The organism is Castellaniella ginsengisoli, assembly GCF_040955415.1.
Classification (GTDB): Bacteria; Pseudomonadota; Gammaproteobacteria; order Burkholderiales; family Burkholderiaceae_B; genus Castellaniella; species Castellaniella ginsengisoli.
The window spans coordinates 2,195,723-2,217,417 of record NZ_CP158257.1 but is presented as its reverse complement, the minus strand read 5'-3'; the positions used below and the strand labels follow the sequence as shown (position 1 = coordinate 2,217,417).

Here is a 21,695-nt window from a genome sequence, read left to right as displayed (position 1 = left end):
GCCGCCCGCCGCGCGCACCGGAACTATTCCGTATCCGGACGCCTCCAACTACAATCCTCACGCTTGACCCGGCTCGCCGGGCACCCCACCCTCCCTCAAGGAACCGCCTCCCATGCAATGGCAAGACGCCCTGATCGAAAGCGGCCTGTGGCTGGCCAAGGCCTATGCCCTCACCCTGCTGTTCGGCGCCGCAACCGTCTGGGGCCTGATGCGCTTTACGCACTGGGGACGGCAATTCCGGCGGCTGAGCGCAGGCTACTTTTCTCCGCGCCGCAGTTGGAAACCGTTGGCCGGCGTCGCGCTCATCCTGTTGCTGACGCTCGCGGCCGTGCGCCTGGACGTGCTGTTTTCCAATTGGTACAACACCATGTACAGCGCGCTGCAGGAGTTGGACGAACCCGGCTTCTGGGCGGCGATGCTGCTGTTCTCGCTGCTGGCCGCCATCCACGTGATCCGTTCCCTGTTCGATTTCTACGTCCAGCAGGCTTTCATCGTGCACTGGCGCGAATGGCTCAATGAACAACTGCTGAGCCGCTGGATGCAGGGCCAGGCCTATTACCGCTCGCAGTCGCTCAGCCACCTGGCCGACAACCCCGACCAGCGGATCCAGCAGGACATCACCAATTTCGCCCAGAGCTCCATGACCCTGGCCGTGGGCCTGATCAATGCGCTCGTGTCCACCATCGCCTTCACGGTGATCCTGTGGAATTTGTCGGGCCCCATGACCGTGCTGGGCTACGAAATCCCCCGGGCCATGGTGTTTCTGGTCTTCATCTACGTCTTCCTGGCCACCCTGCTGGCCATCTGGATCGGCAAGCCGCTCATCCGGCTGAACTTCCTCAATGAAAAACTGAACGCCGACTACCGCTACGCCCTGGTGCGCGTGCGCGAATACGCGGAAAGCATCGCCTTCTATCGCGGCGAGCGCGTCGAAGGCAGGACGCTGCGCAACGGATTCGCCCAGGTCATCGGCAACGCCTGGGACATCATCCACCGGTCTTTGAAATTTCTGGGATTCAACTTCGTCGTGACCCAGACGGCCGTGGTCTTTCCCTTCATCCTCCAGTCCGCGCGCTTCTTCTCCAAGCAGATCAGCCTGGGCGATCTGATCCAAACGGCCCAGGCCTTCGGCCGCCTGCAGGACAATCTGTCCTTCTTCCGCAATGTCTACGACAGCTTCGCCACTTATCGTGCCACGCTGGAACGTCTGGCGGGATTCGACGACGCCATCGACGCGGCGCGAGCCATGGAACTGCCGCGCACCCACCAGGATGGCAGCCGCCTGGCGCTGCTGGGGCTGAACGTGAACCGCCCGGACGGCCAGACGCTGATCCGTGACCTGAACCTGGAAGTCGCCCCCGGCCAGCCGCTGCTGGTACGCGGCCCCTCGGGCGCGGGCAAGACCACGCTGCTGCGCACGATCGCCGGCATCTGGCCGCACGGCTCGGGCGAGATCATCCGTCCGGACGTGTCCGCCCTGTTCCTGGCCCAGAAGCCCTACCTGCCGCTGGGCACCCTGCGCCAGGCCCTGCACTACCCGCAACCCGCCGACAACGTCCCGCCCGGGCAGGACGAAGCCATCCTGGACCGCGTGCAATTGGGCCACCTGCGCGACCGGCTCGACACCGAGGATGACTGGAGCCGCATCCTGTCGCTGGGGGAACAGCAGCGCCTGGCCTTCGGCCGCCTGCTGATCGCCCGCCCCCAGGCCGCATTCCTGGACGAGGCGACGTCCGCCATGGACGAAGGCCTGGAGGATGCCATGTATCGCCTGCTGCGCGAACAACTGCCGGATGCACGCGTCATCAGCGTGGGCCATCGCAGCACGCTGCGCCGGCACCATGGCGCCGAGTTGTCGTTGCAAGGCGAAAGCGGCGGCTGGACCCTGAACCCGATCGAATAAAGCCACACCGGAGCCCCACCCCATGAACTACTACTTCCCCATCAAGCACCTGCACGTCACGGCCGTCACCCTGAGCATCGTCCTGTTTCTCATCCGGGCCTACTGGTCCGTCACCGGATCAGCCCTGCTGCAGCACCGCCTGGTCCGCATCCTGCCGCACGTGGTCGATACCGTGCTGCTGGTCTGCGGCGTCATCCTGGCGGCCATGATCGGTCCCGAGCAGCCCTGGATCCTGAGCAAGATCGTCCTGCTGATCGCCTACATCGGCGTCGGCTCGTACGCCATCAAGCGCGGCCGCACGCCCCGCTCGCGGCTGATTGCGGCCGTGATCGCCGTGGCAATCTTCGCCTACATCGTAGGCGTGGCCCTGAGCAAGAGCCCCCTGTCCTGGTTCAGTTGAAGACAGGGTCATACAGAAACCCATCAGAAATTCCGGGCTTTCGCGGTCGTGATATAAATAAAGCTGATATTTATCGGACCACCGACCGCCATGCTCGGCCTCAGCATCCGCCAGATCGAAGTCTTTGTTGCGGTCGCGACGGCCGGAGGCGTGCGCCAAGCGGCAGACCGGCTGCACCTGACCCAGCCCGCCGTCAGCATGGCCTTGGGCGAACTCGAGCGCCAACTGGGCGCCCCCCTGTTCGACCGCGAGCGGGGCCGCCTGCGCCTCAATGCCCAGGGGGCTGAGCAACTGCCTCTCGCCCGCGAAATTCTGGAGCGCCTGGGCGACATGCAACGCCGCCACCCCGACGCCTGCGGCACCCTGGAAGGCGAACTGCGCATCGGCGCCAGCAACACGGTCGGCAACTACCTGGTTGGCGAACTCCTGGGCCCGATCGCCGCCCGGCATCCCCTGGTGGCCCTGCGCCTCACCGTCGACAACACCCGGGACATCACGCGCCTGCTTCTCGATCACGCCGTGGACATCGCGTGCGTGGAAGGCCCGGTGCATCATGCCCAACTGGAGACTCTGCCCTGGCGCAACGACGCGCTGGTCGTCTGCGCCGCGCCCGCGCACCCGCTGGCGCGGCGCGCGCGTCTGCAGCCCCGGGATTTCGCCGATGCCCGCTGGATTCTGCGCGAACGAGGCTCGGCCACCCGCAGCCTGACCGAACAAGCCATGAGCGCGCTGCCTCCGGGGCGTATTCTGCTGGAATTGGGACAGATCGAAGCCATCAAGCAGGCCGTGATCGCCGGCCTGGGCATCGCCTGCCTGCCCTATGCCGCCACCCTGGACGCCGTGGCGACGGGCCGGCTGCGCGTTTTGCGCACCCCGTTCCTGCGGCTGGACCGGCGTCTGTCCATCGTCCTGCACCGAAGCCGCTATCGCGGCGCCCTGATCGAGGCATTCCTGCAATCCCTGGAGGTCAAACCCCATGCCCAAGACTGAAATTCATCCGTCGGCCGCCGCCCGGGCCTATGAGGCACGCGCTCTGGTGTTGCAAGGCGGCGGCGCACTGGGCGCCTACCAGGCCGGCGTCTACGAGGGCCTGAACGAGGCGGGCATCGAACTGACCGACCTGGCCGGGATCTCCATCGGCGCGCTGAACGCCGCCATCATCGCCGGCAACCCGGCCGAGCGGCGCGTGGAACGGCTCCATGCCTTCTGGAACACCATCTGCCAACCCTACATCGGGCCCGCGGCCAATCCCATGGTCGAACACAGCCTGTTCCAGATCAACGATCTGGCGCGCCAGTTTCTCGGCGCGGTGCATGCCGGAAGCGCGTTGATGGTCGGCCAGAAAGGCTTCTTCCGGCCACGCTTTCCGCCGGCGGCCCTGGCGGCGGCCCTGGACCCGGCCAGCGTCGGCCATTACGACACCCGCCCGCTGAAAGACACGCTGGAGTCTCTCTGCGACTTCGACCGCATCAACGACAGCGGGCTGCATGTCTCGGTCGGCGCCGTCAATGTGCGTACTGGAAACTTCGTCTATTTCGACAACCGCCGCACCCGCCTGCAACCCGAGCATTTCATGGCTTCGGGTGCCCTGCCCCCGGCCTTCCCCGCCATCGAAATCGATGGCGAGTACTACTGGGACGGTGGCCTGGTCTCCAACACCCCCCTGTCCCGGGTGCTGGAGCAGAATCTGGCCCGCGACACCCTGGTGTTCCAGGTGGATCTGTGGTCGGCGCGCGGGCCGGTGCCGCGCAGCCTGAGCGAAGTCGGCGACCGCATCCAGGATATCCGCTATTCCAGCCGTACCCGGATGGTGACCGATCAAATGCAGACCTACCGCAAAATGCAGCGCCTGCTGCGCGAAGTTCTGGACCGGGTGCCGGCCAAGCAGCGCACCGGCGACGCGGCCTGCCGGCAAGCCGCCGAACTGGCCTGCGGCAAGCGCAGCAACATCATCCACCTGATCTATCGCGACAAGCCCTACGAGCAGCACTTCCGCGACTACCAGTTCGGCCTGGCGACGATGCGGGAACACTGGGCCACGGGACTGCAGGACATCCGCAACACGCTGGCCCATCCCCGGTATCTGACGATGCCCGACAACGTGGCCGGCTTCGTCACCCACGACGTGCATCGCGACGAGATCGAAGAAGGCATGAAATAAGAAGCACATTCGCCCGCCAGGCGCGGCGGGCCTTCAATCGCGAGCACGCGGCCGGTATCCCAGCACGAGGGCCGAGACGGCCACCAGGATCGTGCCCGCCACCTGAAGCGCGGTAATCGGTTCGCCCAGGAACAGCCAGGCCAGAAACAGGATCGACACCGGCCCCAACAGCCCGAGTTGCGCCGTCAGCGGCGCGCCGATGCGCGCCACCGACCACATGATCATGAACGTCGGCAGCACCGTGTTCAGCGTGGCGTGGATCAGGGACAGACCGTAAACCGGCAGACTCTGGTCGAGGCCGGACAGGCCCTTGACCGTGAAGAAATGCACCATCGTCACCCCCGCCGAGACTGTCATTGCATAGGCGGTCAGCCGGGTGGCCGTGACCCGCTCGATCAGTTCCCCCGAGCCGATCAGGTACATGGCATAGGAAAACGCGGCGCCCAGCACGCAGGCGGATCCCAGAATCACATCATCGCCCGTGAGCGACAGGTCGGCCCAGAACACCAGGGCGACCCCGCCGTAGGCCAGCGCCATGGCGAGCCACTGGCGCGGGGCAATGGGTCTGCGCAGAAACCAGGCGGAAAACAGCAGCACGAAGGTCGGCGACAAGAACAGGATCAAACGCTCCAGCCCGGCGGAAATATACTGCAGCCCCAGAAAATCGAGAAAGCTGGATAAATAGTAGCCGATGACCCCCAGCACCGCGATGCGCAAGCCGTCCCGCCGGCCCAGCCGCACCAGCCGCCCCTGCCGCGCGCGGGCCATCTGAATCCAGGCAATGCAGGCAAAGAACGGCAAGGCCAGCAGCATGCGAAAGCCGATCACATCCAGCGCATCCACCCCGTGCAGGTACAACAGCTTGGCGACGATGGCCTTGGCCGAAAACAGGACGGCACCCAGGCCCGCCAGCACAAAACCGGTCCAGAACATGCTGCGCGAAGGAGGCGTCACCTATTTGCCTAGTCAGTTATTGCTCTGATAAAATTTTAGCATGCAAGAGACCCGGCCCAGCGGCCCCCCCTCCCCCGAACCAGAGACCGACTTCAGGTACTACGGCCGTACAATCAACGACCTGAGTCCCGAACGCAACATCGGCCTGCTCATCAAGCACGTGCATAATCTGCTGCACCGGGTCATCGACTTGCAAGCCTGTCCCCTGGGCCTGACGGCCAACCAGTGGCGGCCCTTGCTGCTGATCCTGCACAGGGGCATCGACACCCCGGCCGAACTGGCGCGAACCCTCGATGTGGACACAGGCGCTACCACGCGCATGCTGGACCGCCTGGAATCCAAAGGGTTCGTGCGGCGCGAACGCGTGCCCGAAGATCGGCGCGTCGTGAAAATCGTGCCGACGGATGCCGGACGCGCCGTCGCCGCCCAGATTTTACCGGCCATCGCCGAAACGCTGAACATCCATCTGAACGGCTTCTCCGAGGACGAGATCCATCTGCTGATCGCCCTGCTCAAACGCATGATCGACAACGGCGAACAGTTCCTGCAGCAAGCCGCGGACAGCGCTAAAACCCCCTGATTTTTCCGAGCCTTTCCAACATCGATGCCTTGCGCCATATAACTGCCTAGTCAGATACAGACCCCATCAACAATGTTCAGCTTTTTGTCAGCATGAAACCGTTCATCCCCCTGCTGCTCGCTTTTTCCCTCTCTGCCTGCGCCCCCATGGATCCGGGGCAGCCCGTCACTCGGGCGCTTGATGCACAGGCCCTGTCGCTGTCATCCGACACCGTCATCGCCTGGCCCGGCGATCACTGGTGGACGCGCTATCAGGATGGGCAGCTCGACCATCTGATCGACCAGGCCCTGCAATCGAATCCTTCTCTTGAAGCCGCCGCCGCCCGTGTGCGCATGGCCCAAGCCGCCGCGCGCGGTGCGCGCGCCCTCCAATGGCCGCAGGCCGGCGCCAACTACCACTTCACGCGACAGCGCTATACCGAAAATTACATCTACCCGCCGCCCTTGGGCGGCTCGTACGAGACCGACACCGGGTTGGGGATACAACTGAATTTCAATCCGGATCTCTGGGGCCGCCAGCGCGCCTTGGCCAGCGCCGCCGGGCAACGCGCCGCCGCCGCCGAGGCCTCCCGCCAACAGGCCCGGGTCCTGCTGGTTTCGGCGGTCGCCCAGGCCTACTTCCAACTACAGAACGCCCGCGCCCAAGCCGAAGCCATCGGCCACATCGTCGGCAAGCTGCAAGAGGCCCTGAATATCACCCGCGGCCGCTATGAGAACGGCCTGGGAACCCAGGTGGACGTGGATCAGGCCGATTCGGCGGTGTCCGCCGCCCGGGTGCAGCTCAACCAGGCACGCAACAACGCTCAGCTTCTGCGCAACCAGTTGGCCGCCCTGATGGGGCGGTCGCCCGAGCAACTGCCGGCCCTCGCCGCGCGCCCGGGCGCCGCGCTGCCGCCGGGCGTGCCCGAGCGCCTGCCCATGGCCCTGCTGGGCCGGCGCGCCGACATCACCGCCGCCCGCCTGCAGGCCGAGGCGGCAGGCGCCGAAGTCTCCGCCGCCAAGGCCGATTTCCTGCCCAATATCGATCTCTCGGCCACTTTCGGCTACTTGTCGCAGGGCATGGACAAACTGATCCGCAGCAGCAGCGAGAACTACAGCGCCGGCCCCGTGATCACCCTGCCGATTTTCAATGCCGGCGGGCTGAACGCTCGGCTCGAGGGCCGCCGTGCCGAGCGAGACGAGGCCATCGCCCGCTACAACGAAACTGTCCTGGGCGCTCTGCGTGAAGTGGCCGACGCACGTGACTCGATCAAATCGTTGCATGAACAGATCCGCCACCAGGAAGCCAGCATGAAGGCCATCACCTCGGCCTACGACGTCGCACTGGGCCGCTACAAGGCCGGCCTGGGCAATTTTGTGCAGGTGCTGCTGGCGCAAAGCGAAGCCCTGAATCAGACCGTGAAAACCACCGACCTGCATGCCCGCGCCTATCTTCTGGATGTTCAGTTGGCGACCGCCCTGGGCGGCGGCTACGCCCAGGACGGCGGCGCGCCCGGCGCCACCGCGGACCCGACCCAACCGTGAACTTTCTTCTGATCACATCATGACCTCCGATCACATCATGACCGCAACCAGTCCCAGCACTTCCCCCGCCCGCGCCCGCCTGATGCTCTGGGCCACGGGCCTCTTCGTTCTTGCCGCCCTGCTTTACGGCGCGTGGTGGCTGCTCTTTGCCGCTCACCATGAATCCACGGACGACGCCTACGTCCACGGCAATCTGGTGCAGATCAGCGCGCAGATTCCCGGCACGGTCATCGCCATCGGCGCTGAAGAAACCCAGACCGTGACACAGGGCGACCGGCTCGTGACCCTGGACGGCAGCGACACGGACATCGCCCTGGCCCAGGCCCAGGCCGCCCTGGCCCAGGCCGTGCGCCATACCCGAACCCTCTTCGTTCAGAACGACGCCCTGGCGGCCGATGTCGCCGTCGGCGAGGCCAACGTCGCCCAGGCGAAAACGCTGCTCAGCAAGGCGCACAACGATCTGCAACGGCGCAACGCCCTGCGCGGCACCGGCGGCGTCAGCGGCGAAGAACTGCTGCACGCTCAGGTCGCCGTGAAATCCGCCGAGGCCGTTCTGGCCCAGGCGCGCGCCGGCCTGGCGGCTTCGCGCGCCAAACTGGCCACCAATCAGGCCCTGACGCGCAACAGCACAGTCTCGACCCACCCCGACGTGCTGCAGGCCGCCGATCAAGTGCGCCAGGCCTGGCTCGCCAGCGAGCGCACCCGCATCCTGGCCCCGGTAGGCGGCATGGTCGCCCAGCGCTCCGTCCAGTTGGGGCAACGCATCCAGCCGGGCGCGCCGCTGATGACGGTCGTGCCGCTGGACAGCCTGTGGGTGGAAGCCAATTTCAAGGAAAACCAGCTCGACGCCATGCGGCCAGGCCAGAAAGCCACGCTGATTTCCGACCTGTACGGCCGCAAGATCACCTACCACGGCACGGTGGCCGGCATCGCCGCCGGAAGCGGCAGCGCCTTCGCCCTGCTGCCGGCACAGAATGCCAGCGGCAACTGGATCAAAGTCATCCAGCGGGTGCCTGTGCGCATCCGGCTGGATCCGCAGGAACTCCAGGCGCACCCCCTGCGCGTAGGGTTGTCGATGACGGTCGAAGTCGATTTGTCCTCCACGCCCGAGCAGGCGGGCCAGGACGCACAGGGCCAGAGCGGCGAGGCATCCGCAGTCGCCCTGAGCACCCCGGTCTACGACCATGACACGGCCGGGATCGATGCCCGCATCCGTCGGATCATCCAGGACAACATCGACTCATGAGCACCATGACCGCTTCCCCGGAAGACGATACCGGCAAGGCGCCTGAAGCGCCCACGGCACCGGCCCAGCCGCCCTCCGGGGGCTATCCCCCTCTGGAAGGCAGCGCCCGAGTTTTCGGCACGATCGCCCTCTCGGCCGCCGTGTTCATGAACGTGCTGGATTCCTCCATCGCCAACGTCTCCATCCCGACCATCGCCGGCGATCTGGGCGTGAGCGCGACCCAAGGCACCTGGGTCATCACGTCGTTCGCCGTGGCCAATGCCATCACCGTGCCGCTCACCGGCTGGCTGACGCAGCGCTTCGGCCAAGTGCGCCTGTTCGTCATGTCGGTGTTGCTGTTCGTCCTCAGCTCCTGGCTGTGCGGCTTCGCCTGGTCGTTGGAATCGCTGGTGTTCTTCCGTGTCGTCCAGGGCGCCGTGGCGGGCCCGATGATCCCGCTGTCGCAATCCCTGATGCTGGCCAGCTACCCGAGGGCCAAAGCCGGCATGGCCCTGGCGCTCTGGTCCATGACCATTCTGGTCGGTCCCATCGCCGGGCCGCTGCTGGGCGGCTGGATCTCGGACAACTACGCCTGGTCCTGGATTTTCTATATTAATGTGCCGGTCGGCCTGCTCGCCGGCTGGGCCTCATGGCAGGTCTACAAGACGCGGGAATCGCGCCGCATCCGCTTGCCCATCGATCGCATGGGCCTGTTCCTGCTGATCGTCTGGGTCGGCGCCCTGCAACTGATACTGGACAAAGGCAAAGAACTGGAATGGTTCGCCAGCCCGATGATCTGCGTGCTGGCCGTGGTCTCGGTCGTGACGTTCGTCTATTTCGTGATCTGGGAGCTCACCGCCGCGCATCCGGTCGTGGACCTGACCCTGTTTGCGCAGCGCAACTTCACCGCCGGAACCCTCGCCCTGTCGGTCGCCTACGGCGTATTCTTCGGTACAGTCGTGCTGCTGCCCCTGTGGCTGCAGAACACCATGGGGTACACGGCCACCTGGGCGGGCGTGGCCTCGGCCCCGGTGGGCATCCTGGCCATCATTCTGTCGCCGGTGGTGGGCAAGCTGCTGGCACGCCATGACCCCCGCCCGATCGCCACCCTCGCTTTCCTGATCTTCGCTCTGATCAGCTACATGCGCGCGCAGTTCAACACCAGCGTGGATTTGTACACGGTGATGCTGCCCACGTTCATCCAGGGGGCGGCCATGGCGACCTTCTTCATTCCGCTGACGACGCTTTCCCTGTCCGGCCTGAATCCGGAGCGGATCCCCGCCGCCGCCGGTTTGTCGAACTTCTTCCGCCTGGTCTGCGGCGCCTTCGGCACCTCGATCACCACCACGATCTGGGACAACCGCGCCTCGCTGCACCACAGCCGCCTGACGGAAGTCGCGCACCCCGGCGAGCCGGCCTTCGATCACCTCATGGGCGGCCTCCAGAGCCTAGGGGTGGATCCGCAACGCGGCGCAGGCATGCTGGACGGCGTGATCAACCAACAGGCCTATACCATGTCGGCCACCGACATCTTCTATGCTTCGGCGCTGATCTTCCTGGTCCTGATCGGCCTGATCTGGCTGGCCCGGCCGAAATCCGCAGCCCATGGCGGATCGGGGGCCGCAGCGGGAGCGCATTGAACATGGCGCGCAGGCCTCAACGTTTTGCGCATCCGCAAAAAATTATGCTATAGTTTCGCTTCTTCGCAGTTCCCCGATAGCTCAGTCGGTAGAGCGACGGACTGTTAATCCGCAGGTCCCAGGTTCGAGCCCTGGTCGGGGAGCCAAGAAATTCAAGGCCTTAGGTGCAAACCTAAGGCCTTTTCATTTGCCCGGTCGTTCGAGCAGCGATCGCCTGTCTCGCAGGAATCCCGCCGCCAAAGCCATGAACAAGAGTCCGTGGACTGCGAACACCGTTACATTATTGTTTCAATTTAACCTCTCATGCAGGAATAAAGGTCAATTAGCGCCCCAATAGAAGAATTTCACTACCGTTAAGTTTCATTAGCATGGCTTCCTTACGCTTAACTTAAAGATAGAGGCGGTCCAATGCGCTTGAACCTTCCCATCACGAACCAAGAGCACCCTTTCCCCAGCGGCGCCACCCTGGTTTCGGTCACGGACAAGAAAGGGCGAATCCTCTATTGCAACGAGGGATTCATCAAAGTCAGCGGCTTCGAACCCGAAGAACTGCTGGGCCAACCCCATAACATCATCCGCCATCCCGATGTGCCGGAGGAGGCCTTTCGCGACCTATGGGACACCATCCGGCAGGGGAAAATGTGGTCCGCCACTCTGAAAAACCGGCGCAAGGATGGTTCTCATTATTGGGTCACCGCCAATGTCACGCCCTTGCTCGATAACGGCATCCCGGTAAGCTATATGTCGGTGCGAACAGAGGCCTCGCGCGAGCAGATCGACATCGCGCAAGCCTTGTTTGAACGCATGCGGCAGGAACGGGAGAGCGGCCGCCCCGTCACCACATTCCGTCAGGGCCAAGTCATCACGAGGTCTTTGTGGGGGCGGCTCAAAAAATCTGCGTCCCGCCTCGATCTGTCCGCGTCCTTGGCCCTATTGATGTGTGTGCAGGGCCTGACGACAGGACTTGCGATGTGGTTCGCAGGGACCGGCTCGGTGCCATCCTGGGCGGGCATTCTGGTGTCGACGACGGTGTTGGGAATCATCGCCCTCATGATGCGGTCGCGGATGGTCTCGCCCGTGAAGACGCTGATCGAGGCCACGAACCAGATCGCCGCCTGCGACCTGACCCAAACAGTCGCAAGCACACGCAGCGATCTGCATGGACAACTACAAAGGGCGCTGGGGCAGGTCAGCGTCAATCTGAAATCGGTCGTTCGAGATGCCCGGGACCAGAACGCTCAGACCGTCACGATGGTCAACAGAATGTCCGCCGGCATCGCCGAACTGGCTCACCGCACGGAGAGCCAGGCGGAGAATCTTGCGCAAACCGCAACTGCCCTGGAACAGATCACCACCGTTGCACGCACAACCACCGAGGCGGCCGCGGATGCATCGAACACATCCGCCAAGGCAGTGACAACAACCGACAAGGGCGCGCGGTCGCTTGATGAACTGAGAAACACAATGGAATCCATTCACCAGGCCTCGGATCGCATCGGCGACATCACCAAAACGATCGACGGCATTGCATTCCAAACAAATATCCTGTCGTTGAATGCTGCGATCGAGGCCGCCAGGGCGGGAACGGCAGGCAAAGGGTTCGCAGTCGTCGCGTCGGAAGTCCGGGCGCTCGCCCAGCGGACCGCCCGCGCCGCCGCCGAAATTACAGCGCTGATCGCGGATACTCGACTCCGGATCAAGGACGGTCATGAAAAGACCGAATCGACGCTCGAAATCATGCAGGAAACAGTGTGCAGAATCCGAGATGTTCACCGTGAGATGCAAACGATTGAAGAGGCCATGTCCGAACAGCTCACCGGCATTTCACAGATCAGCGCAGCAGTGCACGAAATCGATAAGAACACCCAGGAGAACGCTCGCTTTTCCAACGCCATGGCAGCCACCGTTCATGAGATTCAAGCCGTCGCTCAGCGAGCCATCGAAACCGTCGGCGTATTTCGAATAGACAACAGCCCGAGACGAACCGGGGAAGCCCTGGAGTGACAAAGAAAGGGGAAGTGGCTGGAATTTCGCGGCCAATGAGCCACCCATTTCCTGGCGGCACGGGACTTTAACTCGCCAGGAGCCTCACCGCCCCCGCCACCGGTCCATCTGCCGCCGGTCGCGCTTGGTGGGGCGCCCTTCCTCGAAATCACGAGCGGGTTCGGGCGCCAGGCGGCGCATTTCGGCCGCCTGTTCGCGCGCCGCCACACTCTCGGGGGTTTCCTCGTACAACAGAGCGGCCTTGGCCGCAGGCCCGCGCACCAGGCTGAGCGCACGCACCCGGACCTGCAGCGGCGGCTGGCCTGGACGGCGCACTTCGATCCGATCATCCACGGCAATCTCGCGGGCCGGCTTGGCCGGCTGGCCGCCGGCCAGCACCCGCCCGGCATGGATCTCCTGAGTCGCCAGACTGCGGGTCTTGAAGAAACGGGCGACCCACAGCCACTTGTCCAGTCTCATCTTGTCCATCGCACTTCCCTTTCGTCCGTCAGGCGGCCGGGACGCGCGCCGCCCCGGCTTGTCCATCGCCCGCAGCAGGGATTATCGTCGATCCCATGGCAAAACCCCTCTATACCATCGGCCATTCGAACCACCGCCTGGACGAGTTCATCGCTTTGCTAGCCCGAACCGGCATCACGTGCCTGGCCGACATCCGCACCGTGCCCCGCTCCCGGTCCAACCCGCAATTCAACCGGGATACCCTGCCCGAAGTCCTGGCGGCGCACGGCATCGCGTACGTCCATATGGCCGACCTGGGCGGTCGGCGAGGTCAATCGAAAACCGTGCCGGCCGCCGCCAACGGCTACTGGGAAAACGACAGTTTCCATCACTACGCCGACTACGCCCTGGGCGAAACTTTCCGCCAGGCGCTGGAGGCGCTGATCGAACGGGGCCAGGCGCAGCCCACCGCCATGATGTGCGCCGAAGCGGTCTGGTGGCGCTGCCACCGGCGCATCGTCTCCGACCACCTGATCGCCCGAAACATCCCCGTGCTCCACATCATGGGCGCCGGACGGCTGACACCGGCCAGCCTCACACCGGGCGCGCAGGTCCGCGGCGATGGCTCGGTCGTCTACCCAGAACCCGGGGTCTGAATCCGGGGCGTTTTCCGCTTTCCATCCTGCCCGGCATGGACTTCCGATACACTGGTTTCCTTTTCCACGACCCGCTTCCCTCGCCAATCCGCCGCATGCATCCGCACCGCCACGCCCTGCATAACGAATTGCACGCCCGCCCCTCGATGTACTTCGAGGCGCCCGCCCAGGTGTTCCACCTGGCTTTCCTGGACGAACACGAGGCGGCGGAAACCATCGTCCGCTCGCTGTGCGACCGCCATGTCGCACTGGCCGACCCCTCTCTGCCCCAGGGCGAGTTTCCCGTGGGCGGCGCGCGGCTGAAATGGGAACGGCACACCGAATTCCTGACGCTGACCCTGGTGATGCCCGGCTCCCAAGCCACACCCTGGGCCGCCTTGCCGCCCGTACTGGCCGAGATTGCCGAAACCCACAGCGCCCTGCTGATCAATGCCGATCAAGTCTGCATCGAATCGGAAGCCAGTTGGCGCGGGTCGATCGACGACTACGGGTTCAAGGACCCCGTCGGCTCCAGCCTGGATGACGGCAAAGCCACCGTCTGGAGCGATCTTCGCCTGAACGGCAACGGGCTGAACCGCATGCTGGTGCTCAACCGCCAGTTCGACGGCCGGCGCCTGGGCCGCATGGTGCGCCGCCTGCTCGAAGTGGAAACCTACCGCCTGATGGCGTCGCTGACTCTGCCCGTCGCCCGCGCCTTGAGCACAGAGCTGCGGCAGTACGAACAAGAACTGGTCGCCTTGTCCGACGCCAACACCCGCGCGGAACCCCAGGACATCAAAGCGCTGCTGGAGCGCATCACCCGCCTGTCGGCCCTGATCACCCAGACTGGCGCCCGCACGCGATTGCGTTTCAGCGCCACCGAGGCCTACGCCCAACTGGTCTTCGAGCGCATCGCCGAATTGCACGAAAGCCGCACCGGCGATTGCCAGCAACTGGGCACCTTCATCGCCCAGCGTTTCCGCCCGACGGTGCGCTACTGCGCCTCGACCGACCAGCGTCTGGGCCGCATCGGCAGCGCCGTATCCCATCTGAGCAATCTGTTGCAGGCCCGCGTCCAGGTCGAGATGGAGGAGCAGAACAGCCAGATCCTGCAGAACCTGAGTACCCGCGCCGACACGCAGATCAAAATCCAGAAGGCGGTGGAAGGCCTGTCCATCATCGCCATCAGCTATTATCTATTCAGCCTGTTCAAGCTGGTGTATCAAGGCGTGCTCACACTGGGATTCGAGCTGTCGCCCCGCACGGCCCTGCTGGCCGGCACGCCGATCGCGGCGCTGATCATCGGCGCGATCGCCTACCGCATCCGCAACGCCCGGCGTCATTGACGCCCTCCACCACACTGTCCGACCATGCCCACTCTGCACTTCCGCAGCTTTCTCCTGCTGCTGACCGCCGTCTCGATCGCTTTCATCAGCATTCTGCTGCCCTTCTACGCGGCGATCTTCTGGGGAGGCGTGCTGGCGGTGATCTTCAATCCGCTGCACCGGCGCCTGCTGCGCCTGCTGGGCGGGCGAAGCCCCAATCTTGCTGCCTTCCTGACACTGCTGTGCATCACTCTGATCGTGATCCTGCCGATGCTGTTCATTACCGCGGCCCTCGCCAACGAGGTCGCCGGGCTGTATTCCCGCATCAATTCCGGCCAGATGAACCTGGGCGGCTACTACGAGCAGATCGTCGGCGCCCTGCCGCCTTCGGTACACGGCTGGCTTGATTCCTTCGGGCTGGGCGACCTGCTCAGCATCCGCGAAAAGCTCTCGGCCGGCGCGCTGCAGGCCAGCCAGTTCATGGCCAAGCAGGCGGTCAGCGTCGGCCAGAATACCTTCCAGTTCGTGGTCGGCCTGGGCATCATGCTGTATCTGCTGTTCTTTCTGCTGCGCGACGGCCCCGCCATCGTGCCCAAGCTCAAACGCCTGATCCCGCTGGAAGACTCGCACCGTCACGGCCTGTTCCAGAAATTCGCCACCGTGGTGCGCGCCACGGTCAAGGGCAACATCGTCATCGCCGCCGCCCAGGGGCTGCTGGGAGGGCTGATGTTCGCCTTTCTGGGCATTCAGGGATCGCTGTTCTGGGGGGTGATCATGGCCTTCCTGTCCCTGCTGCCGGCGGTGGGCGCCTCGCTGATCTGGGTGCCGGTCGCCGTCTACTTCCTGGTGACCGGCGCCCTGTGGCAAGGCGTCGTCCTGATTCTGTTCGGCGTGCTGGTCATCGGGCTGCTCGACAATCTGCTGCGTCCCATCCTGGTGGGCAAGGACACCAAGCTGCCCGACTATGTGGTGCTGATTTCCACTCTGGGCGGCTTGTCGGTGTTCGGCCTGAACGGTTTTGTCATCGGGCCGCTGTTCGCCGCGCTGTGCATGGCCTGCTGGGACCTGTTCCCCGATGCGGTCGCCCAGCACCAGCTCGGGCTGCAACAGGAAGCACGGCGATCCATGAACAAACCGGATTCGGGCGCCTGAATCCGTTTCGCCAACGCAGGCCGCCGATGCGCGGGCCGGCCGCCCGCGGCATCAAGCCCACAGGATGGCCAAATTGACCGCCAGCGCGGCGGCCCACACGATCGATCTCACCGTCCCGCGCCCCAGCACATACGCCAGGACATACACCACCCGCAAGGCCACCCAGGCGCCCATCAATCCCGCCAGCCCGTGCTGCTGCGCTCCGGCGTACAAGGCATACAACACCGCCGCGTAGAAAAAGGGCAGGCCCTCGAACAGATTGGCCTGTGCGGCATTGGCCCGCGCCCGCCAGCCTTGCTGGGCAGCCAGCCAAGGACGCGGATCGTTGTTGTCGAACCGCCGGCCGCCGGCCTTGGCCGCCAGCGCGGCCCCATACGGCAGCACGGCCGCCGCCACCATCAACCCCTGGACCCAACTCATCCCGACCTCGCTCGAACAGAGACTCAATTCTCATATTATGACGGCGCCCGGACCTCGCGGGGCGCCCTTTCGCCGGAAGCGCAGCCTTCCAATTCATAAAAAATTTCATGTACAATGGCTGGCTTTGGTGGTGGGCAAGAATTTGTCTGATCGCCAGATCGGCGGAATGCCTGCGCATCCGTCGTCGCCGGCTTAGCTCAGTTGGTAGAGCAGCTCATTCGTAATGAGAAGGTCGGGGGTTCGACTCCTCTAGCCGGCACCAGATTCAAGAAAAGGCCTGTCCCGACTCGACAGGCCTTTTTGTTTTTGATCGCCGCGCACCGGCCGTCCCCTCGCAATCCGCTAACATGGACGTCATCGTCCACCTGCGGGCCGCCCAGGCATGCCGACCGAAACTTTCGTCCCCGTGATCGAATCCCTGCTGGATACCGATCTGTACAAATTCACGATGTGGCAGGCCATGCTGCACCGTCATCCGGCCGCGCAGGCCGAATACCGCTTCATCTGCCGCGAACGCCCGGAGCGCCCGCTTGCCGCGCTGGCGCCAGAGATCGAACGGCAGCTCGACCATCTCTGCACGCTGCGCTTCCAGCCGGAAGAACTCGAGTATCTGCGCGGACTGCGCTACATCAAGGCCGACTTCGTCGATTTCCTCTCGCTGTTCCACTTTCAGCGCCGCTTCATCCGGGTTTCGACCCAAGGCGACGCGCTGGAGATCATCGCGCATGGCCCGCAAGTCCACGTCATGGCCTTCGAAGTCTTCGTGCTGGCCATCGTCAACGAACTGTATTTCCGCTGTCAGCAAAGCCCGGACGTGCTGACCGAAGGCCGCCGCCGGTTGCAGGGCAAGATCGCCCTGCTGCGGGATTTCAGCCGCGAGCCGGCCCGGCGTTTTCCTCTGCAGATTTCGGATTTCGGCTCGCGCCGGCGATTTTCCCGCGCCTGGCAGGCAGAGGTCGTGGAGACCCTTCACCAGGCTGCGCCGCAGACGATCACCGGCACGTCGAACGTCGCTCTGGCGCGCGCCCTGGGATTGGTGCCCGTGGGGACCATGGCCCACGAATACCTGCAGTCCTATCAGGCTTTCGGCAAGGTCCGGTTGCGCGATTTCCAGCGCGCGGCGCTGGAGGACTGGGTCCAGGAATATCGGGGCGACCTGGGCATCGCCTTGACCGATGTGGTGGGCATGGACGCCTTCCTGGCGGATTTCGATCTGTATTTCGCCAAGCTGTTCGATGGGCTGCGCCATGATTCCGGCGATCCGGTCGCCTGGGGCGAACGGGCCATCGCCCACTACCAGTCGCTGCGCATCGACCCGGCGGGCAAGCGTTTCGTCTTTTCGGACGGGTTGGACCTGCCGCGTGCGCTGGCCCTGTACCGGCACTTTGCCGACCGGGTGCAGCCGGCCTTCGGCATCGGCACCAACCTGACCAACGACCTGGGGCTCAAGCCGCTGAACATCGTCATGAAGCTGTTCCGGTGCAACGGCATGTCGACGGCCAAACTGCCCGACAGCCCGGGCAAGGTTCATTGCACCGACGAGACTTTCCTGGCTTATCTGCGCCAGGTGTTCGGGCGCGTCGAAACGCAGCCCGGGCGCTGAAACGGCTGCCGGCCGGGCCGTTGCCCAGGGCCGGCCCGGAACGAACTACGCCGTACCGCCGACGGTCAGGCCGTCGATGCGCAGGGTCGGCATGCCGACGCCGACAGGCACGCTCTGGCCTTCCTTGCCGCAGGTGCCCACACCCGAATCCAGGGCCAGGTCGTTGCCGATCATGCCGATGCGGCCCATGGCCTCGGGACCGCTGCCGATCAGCGTCGCTCCCTTGACGGGATGAGTGACGCGGCCGTTTTCGATCAGATAGGCTTCGGATGCCGAAAACACGAACTTGCCGCTGGTGATGTCTACCTGGCCGCCGCCGAAATTGACGGCGTACAGCCCGCGATCCACCGAGGCGATGATGTCCTTGGGGTCGTCGCGGCCGGCCAGCATGTAGGTATTGGTCATGCGCGGCATGGGCAGGTGCGCGTAGGACTCGCGCCGGCCGTTGCCGGTGGGCGCCTGCTTCATCAGGCGGGCATTCATGGAATCCTGCATGTAGCCTCGCAGGATGCCGTCCTCGATCAGGACGTTGCGCTGAGTGGGATGGCCTTCATCGTCCACATTCAAGGAACCGCGCCGATCCGCCAGCGTGCCGTCGTCCACCACCGTGACGCCGCGCGAAGCGACGCGCTCGCCGATGCGGCCCGAAAACACGCTGGACCCCTTGCGGTTGAAGTCGCCTTCCAGACCATGGCCGACCGCCTCGTGCAGCAGGATGCCGGGCCAGCCCGAGCCCAGCACCACCGTCATCTGGCCAGCCGGCGCGGGGCGCGCTTCGAGATTGACCCGGGCCTCATGCACCGCACGCTCGACATAGCCGCGCAGCACCTCGTCGGTGAAATACGCCAGGCCAGTACGTCCGCCCCCGCCGCCGTGGCCCATTTCCCGCCGGCCCTTGCGTTCGGCAATAACCGTCAGGGACAGGCGCACCAGGGGGCGCACGTCGGCCACCAGCCGGCCGTCGCTGCCGGCGACCAGGATGACGTCGTATTCGGCGGCCAGCCCGGCCATGACCTGAATGATTTCCGGATCGGCGGCGCGCGCCATGCGCTCGATGCGTTCGAGCAGGGCGACCTTGTCGGGGGCCGACAGCGAATCCACCGGATTGACGGCCGCGTACAGGCGATGCGGTGTTTCGATCCCGCCGTCGACGCGGCGCCGGCCGGCGCCCTGGCGCGCAATCGTGCGCACCGCCCGGGCCGAGGACATCAAGGCGTCGGGCGACAAGCTGTCGGAATAGGCGAAAGCGGTCTTTTCGCCGCTGACGGCCCGCACGCCCACCCCCTGGTCGATGGAAAAGCTGCCGGTCTTGACGATCCCCTCTTCGAGGCTCCAGCCTTCGGAGCAGCTATATTGGAAATACAGATCGGAATAATCGACACGATGACTGTGGATATCGGACAGCGCGCGCGCCAGATGGGACTCATCCAGCCCCCACGGCTCCAGCAACAACGTCCGGGCGGTATTCAGGGCATCCAGGCCCGGTTCAACAAGTTTCATCTGACACCATTCATCAATCAATCGTCGCGCGCGGCCGCATGCCTCTTCTTACAGGACCCGATGGCGCAGCGCAGGCAAGGACTCCCGAACCGCTGCCAGACGGCTTGCATCCAGCATCCCGGCGGCGACGCCGGGGCCTTCGGGCAGGCAATCCAGGATATCGCCCCAGGGATCGATCAGCATCGAGTGCCCCCAGGTGCGCCGGCCGTTTTCATGCAGGCCGCCCTGAGCGCTGGCCAGCACATAACACTGGTTCTCGATGGCCCGCGCACGCAACAGGACTTCCCAGTGTACCGAACCCGTGGTCCAGGTAAAAGCGGCCGGCAGCACCATCAGGCGCACATCGCCTTGAGCCCGGAAGAACTCGGGAAACCGCAAGTCGTAGCAGATCCCCAAGGCCGTACGCCCAAAAGGCATCTCGAAAACCTGGGGCGGCTCGTCTCCGGGCCGGATGGCCCGGGATTCATCATAGGATTCCTGGCCGCGCTGGAAACTGAATAAATGAATCTTGTCGTACCGGGCGCGGACATGGCCCTGGGGATCGTAAACCAGACAGGCGTTATAAACGCGCTGCGCGTCCGGACAGCGCAAAGGCAGCGTACCGCCTACCAGCCAGATGCCGTGACGCTTTGCCTGATCCGAAAGAAACGATTGGATCGGACCATCGCCCGGTGTTTCAGCCAGGGGCACTTTATCTTTGTCATGCCGCCCCATGAAACAAAAATATTCAGGCAGCGCCACCAACCCGGCACCGCCGCAGGTGGCTTTTTCAATACCCCGCGCCGCCTGCTCGAGATTATCCGCGACCTCCATCCCGGATACCATCTGCACCGCCGCCACCCGCATCGTCCGGCTCTCTCCGCTCATGCATGCTCCTGATTACCCAAAGTCTCTGAATCAAGCCGCGGCATTTTCACCCGGCCGGCTTTCGAAACCTTCTGTTGAATGCGCGCCATCGTCACATATGGAAATAGCCAATATTGCGCATATTTCATGGAATGAGTTTAAAATGGCCCGCCGGTGTTCGAATATTAAGACGTTTGAATCCAGCCATCATATCGACTAAACCCGACGACTGAACCCGAACGGAGCCCTGAATGTCTCGTACCAGCTATAACACTGAAAAAACCCGCCTTGAAAAAGAAATGGCCAAGCTCCAGAAAAAAATCCAGACGCTGCAAGCCAAAGAACGCAAACCCAAGATCGCCGAGATCGTGCGTTCAATGCGCCAATACGATATCAGCCCTGAAGAAATCGCCGCCGCCTTCAACCGCAAGCCGGCCGGCCGTGCATCCGGCGCCGCGCCGCGCAAGACGGGCACCGCCACCAAACGTGTGATTGCGCCTAAATACCGGCACCCCGAAACCCACGCCACCTGGACGGGCCGCGGCAAAGCCCCGCGCTGGATCACCGAGGCGGAAGCCGCCGGCACCCCGCGCGAAACGTTCCTGATTGCCGCCGAATCCGCCTGAGCGGGTTCACTCCACAGGATACCGCACCTCGACCACCTGGCCGTTCCGGCCAGGGAATCGGTCGAACAGGGCGCGCGCCAGATACGGCATGGCTGCGCCCAACCGATCCTCGGCGCTGGACGCCACCGCCGTGGCGCGATAGACCTCGCGCCCCTGCTGCGTCCGGTCGTCAATCCGCACGGACAGCGTCAGGCGATACACGTCCACCGCAACGGTTTGAACTGCGGGCCCCATCCCCCAGGCCCAGTGAGGACGATGAAAGCCGGCATACGGGCCGTAAAAACCAGGATACAGATAAGGATCGACGAATTCCTGGCGCCATTCGCGCTCGCGGGAACTGCCGTATTCCATATGCACCGCAAAACGGGCCTGTTCCGCAGACGAAGCCTCGACCAGCCCGGTCGGCCCCAACGCGGCACGCACCGTATCGGCATAGGTCTGGAATTGCAGATTATTGCGCTGTGCCTCGCTGGCTTCGATCCGGTAGGTCGCACCCTGGGTATGATCGGGCCATTGCTGATAGCGTGTGACCTGCGCGGAAAATACCGAGGCGCATCCTCCCAGCATCAATCCCAGACATAATCCGGCAACCCGCCGGGCCCATCTCCGCCCCATCGCCATACCGCCGCCCTTCATGCCGCGCTCCGTCCTGATCTGAAGAACCCTTGCCCGGGCTCATCCTTCAATCATAGGCGCAGCCGCAGGCCGCGAACAGCCGGCCGTTGCACTCCGATACAGCCCCGCCACGGGCGGACGCGGC

Annotated in this window: 20 protein-coding genes and 2 tRNA genes; 16 read left to right on the top strand and 6 right to left on the bottom strand. The window is 64.4% G+C overall.

Annotation, left to right across the window (positions count from 1 at the left end):
- Nucleotides 1-112: 112 nt before the first annotated feature.
- The 4 genes from ABRZ00_RS10485 to ABRZ00_RS10470 all read left to right on the top strand — a co-directional run bounded on the left by ABRZ00_RS10485 (nucleotide 113) and on the right by ABRZ00_RS10470 (nucleotide 4,464).
- Nucleotides 113-1,903 carry an ABC transporter ATP-binding protein/permease gene (locus ABRZ00_RS10485; RefSeq protein WP_368642054.1) on the top strand — a complete coding sequence of 597 codons (1,791 nt, stop codon included), beginning with the start codon at nucleotides 113-115 and terminating at the stop codon, nucleotides 1,901-1,903.
- A gap of 22 nt (nucleotides 1,904-1,925) precedes the next feature.
- Nucleotides 1,926-2,303 carry a SirB2 family protein gene (locus ABRZ00_RS10480; protein ID WP_343839036.1) on the top strand — a complete coding sequence of 126 codons (378 nt, stop codon included), beginning with the start codon at nucleotides 1,926-1,928 and terminating at the stop codon, nucleotides 2,301-2,303.
- Nucleotides 2,304-2,393: 90 nt separating this feature from the next.
- Nucleotides 2,394-3,293 carry a LysR substrate-binding domain-containing protein gene (locus ABRZ00_RS10475; RefSeq protein ID WP_343839034.1) on the top strand — a complete coding sequence of 300 codons (900 nt, stop codon included), beginning with the start codon at nucleotides 2,394-2,396 and terminating at the stop codon, nucleotides 3,291-3,293.
- Nucleotides 3,280-4,464, top strand: coding sequence for a patatin-like phospholipase family protein (locus ABRZ00_RS10470; RefSeq protein ID WP_368642055.1), 1,185 nt, complete (start codon nucleotides 3,280-3,282; stop codon nucleotides 4,462-4,464). The genes ABRZ00_RS10475 and ABRZ00_RS10470 overlap by 14 nt, the downstream gene beginning before the upstream one ends.
- A 33-nt stretch (nucleotides 4,465-4,497) precedes the next feature.
- Here ABRZ00_RS10470 and ABRZ00_RS10465 read toward each other — a convergent pair whose 3' ends face one another.
- A complete protein-coding gene (locus tag ABRZ00_RS10465) occupies nucleotides 4,498-5,418 on the bottom strand; it encodes a DMT family transporter (protein ID WP_368642056.1) in 921 nt (306 codons plus the stop codon).
- A 40-nt stretch (nucleotides 5,419-5,458) separates the two neighbouring features.
- Between ABRZ00_RS10465 and ABRZ00_RS10460 the strand changes: the two genes are divergently transcribed.
- The 6 genes from ABRZ00_RS10460 to ABRZ00_RS10435 all read left to right on the top strand — a co-directional run bounded on the left by ABRZ00_RS10460 (nucleotide 5,459) and on the right by ABRZ00_RS10435 (nucleotide 12,390).
- Nucleotides 5,459-5,998, top strand: a complete 540-nt coding sequence (locus ABRZ00_RS10460; protein WP_368642057.1) for a MarR family winged helix-turn-helix transcriptional regulator — start codon at nucleotides 5,459-5,461, stop codon at nucleotides 5,996-5,998.
- A 92-nt stretch (nucleotides 5,999-6,090) separates the two neighbouring features.
- A complete protein-coding gene (locus ABRZ00_RS10455; RefSeq protein WP_368644269.1) occupies nucleotides 6,091-7,521 on the top strand; it encodes an efflux transporter outer membrane subunit in 1,431 nt (476 codons plus the stop codon).
- 37 nt (nucleotides 7,522-7,558) lie between these two features.
- Nucleotides 7,559-8,767 carry an HlyD family efflux transporter periplasmic adaptor subunit gene (locus tag ABRZ00_RS10450; RefSeq protein WP_343839508.1) on the top strand — a complete coding sequence of 403 codons (1,209 nt, stop codon included), beginning with the start codon at nucleotides 7,559-7,561 and terminating at the stop codon, nucleotides 8,765-8,767.
- Nucleotides 8,768-8,772: 5 nt separating this feature from the next.
- Nucleotides 8,773-10,386, top strand: a complete 1,614-nt coding sequence (locus ABRZ00_RS10445; RefSeq protein WP_368642748.1) for a DHA2 family efflux MFS transporter permease subunit — start codon at nucleotides 8,773-8,775, stop codon at nucleotides 10,384-10,386.
- Nucleotides 10,387-10,456: 70 nt separating this feature from the next.
- A tRNA-Asn gene (locus tag ABRZ00_RS10440) sits at nucleotides 10,457-10,532 on the top strand.
- Nucleotides 10,533-10,800: 268 nt separating this feature from the next.
- Nucleotides 10,801-12,390, top strand: coding sequence for a methyl-accepting chemotaxis protein (locus ABRZ00_RS10435; RefSeq protein WP_343839014.1), 1,590 nt, complete (start codon nucleotides 10,801-10,803; stop codon nucleotides 12,388-12,390).
- Nucleotides 12,391-12,474: 84 nt separating this feature from the next.
- Here the strand turns inward: ABRZ00_RS10435 and ABRZ00_RS10430 are convergent, their stop codons facing one another.
- Nucleotides 12,475-12,858, bottom strand: a complete 384-nt coding sequence (locus ABRZ00_RS10430; RefSeq protein ID WP_368642059.1) for an RNA-binding S4 domain-containing protein — start codon at nucleotides 12,856-12,858, stop codon at nucleotides 12,475-12,477.
- An 86-nt stretch (nucleotides 12,859-12,944) separates the two neighbouring features.
- On the opposite strand from ABRZ00_RS10430, the gene ABRZ00_RS10425 reads away from it, so the two are divergent.
- From ABRZ00_RS10425 to ABRZ00_RS10415, 3 genes are all read left to right on the top strand, one after another.
- Nucleotides 12,945-13,484, top strand: coding sequence for a DUF488 family protein (locus tag ABRZ00_RS10425; protein WP_368647693.1), 540 nt, complete (start codon nucleotides 12,945-12,947; stop codon nucleotides 13,482-13,484).
- Nucleotides 13,485-13,579: 95 nt separating this feature from the next.
- Nucleotides 13,580-14,809, top strand: a complete 1,230-nt coding sequence (locus tag ABRZ00_RS10420; protein ID WP_368642061.1) for a DUF3422 domain-containing protein — start codon at nucleotides 13,580-13,582, stop codon at nucleotides 14,807-14,809.
- A gap of 24 nt (nucleotides 14,810-14,833) precedes the next feature.
- A complete protein-coding gene (locus ABRZ00_RS10415) occupies nucleotides 14,834-15,940 on the top strand; it encodes an AI-2E family transporter (RefSeq protein ID WP_368644266.1) in 1,107 nt (368 codons plus the stop codon).
- 51 nt (nucleotides 15,941-15,991) lie between these two features.
- Here the strand turns inward: ABRZ00_RS10415 and ABRZ00_RS10410 are convergent, their stop codons facing one another.
- On the bottom strand, nucleotides 15,992-16,360 hold the full coding sequence (locus ABRZ00_RS10410) for an MAPEG family protein (protein WP_368642063.1): 369 nt from the start codon (nucleotides 16,358-16,360) through the stop codon (nucleotides 15,992-15,994).
- A gap of 186 nt (nucleotides 16,361-16,546) precedes the next feature.
- Here ABRZ00_RS10410 and ABRZ00_RS10405 point away from each other — a divergent pair.
- A tRNA-Thr gene (locus tag ABRZ00_RS10405) sits at nucleotides 16,547-16,622 on the top strand.
- A 120-nt stretch (nucleotides 16,623-16,742) separates the two neighbouring features.
- Nucleotides 16,743-17,963 carry a nicotinate phosphoribosyltransferase gene (gene pncB / locus ABRZ00_RS10400; protein WP_368642064.1) on the top strand — a complete coding sequence of 407 codons (1,221 nt, stop codon included), beginning with the start codon at nucleotides 16,743-16,745 and terminating at the stop codon, nucleotides 17,961-17,963.
- Between the two features lie 45 nt (nucleotides 17,964-18,008).
- On the opposite strand, the gene tldD is transcribed toward pncB, so the two are convergent.
- Nucleotides 18,009-19,463, bottom strand: a complete 1,455-nt coding sequence (tldD, locus tag ABRZ00_RS10395) for a metalloprotease TldD (protein ID WP_343839000.1) — start codon at nucleotides 19,461-19,463, stop codon at nucleotides 18,009-18,011.
- Between the two features lie 48 nt (nucleotides 19,464-19,511).
- Entirely contained in the window at nucleotides 19,512-20,330 is an 819-nt protein-coding gene (locus tag ABRZ00_RS10390) for a carbon-nitrogen hydrolase family protein (RefSeq protein ID WP_368647692.1), read from the bottom strand.
- A gap of 230 nt (nucleotides 20,331-20,560) precedes the next feature.
- Between ABRZ00_RS10390 and ABRZ00_RS10385 the strand changes: the two genes are divergently transcribed.
- Entirely contained in the window at nucleotides 20,561-20,935 is a 375-nt protein-coding gene (locus ABRZ00_RS10385; protein WP_368647691.1) for an H-NS family nucleoid-associated regulatory protein, read from the top strand.
- Nucleotides 20,936-20,941: 6 nt separating this feature from the next.
- On the opposite strand, the gene ABRZ00_RS10380 is transcribed toward ABRZ00_RS10385, so the two are convergent.
- Complete coding sequence (locus ABRZ00_RS10380; protein ID WP_368642067.1) at nucleotides 20,942-21,502, bottom strand: DUF4136 domain-containing protein; 561 nt, start codon at nucleotides 21,500-21,502, stop codon at nucleotides 20,942-20,944.
- Between the last annotated feature and the right edge of the window lie 193 nt (nucleotides 21,503-21,695).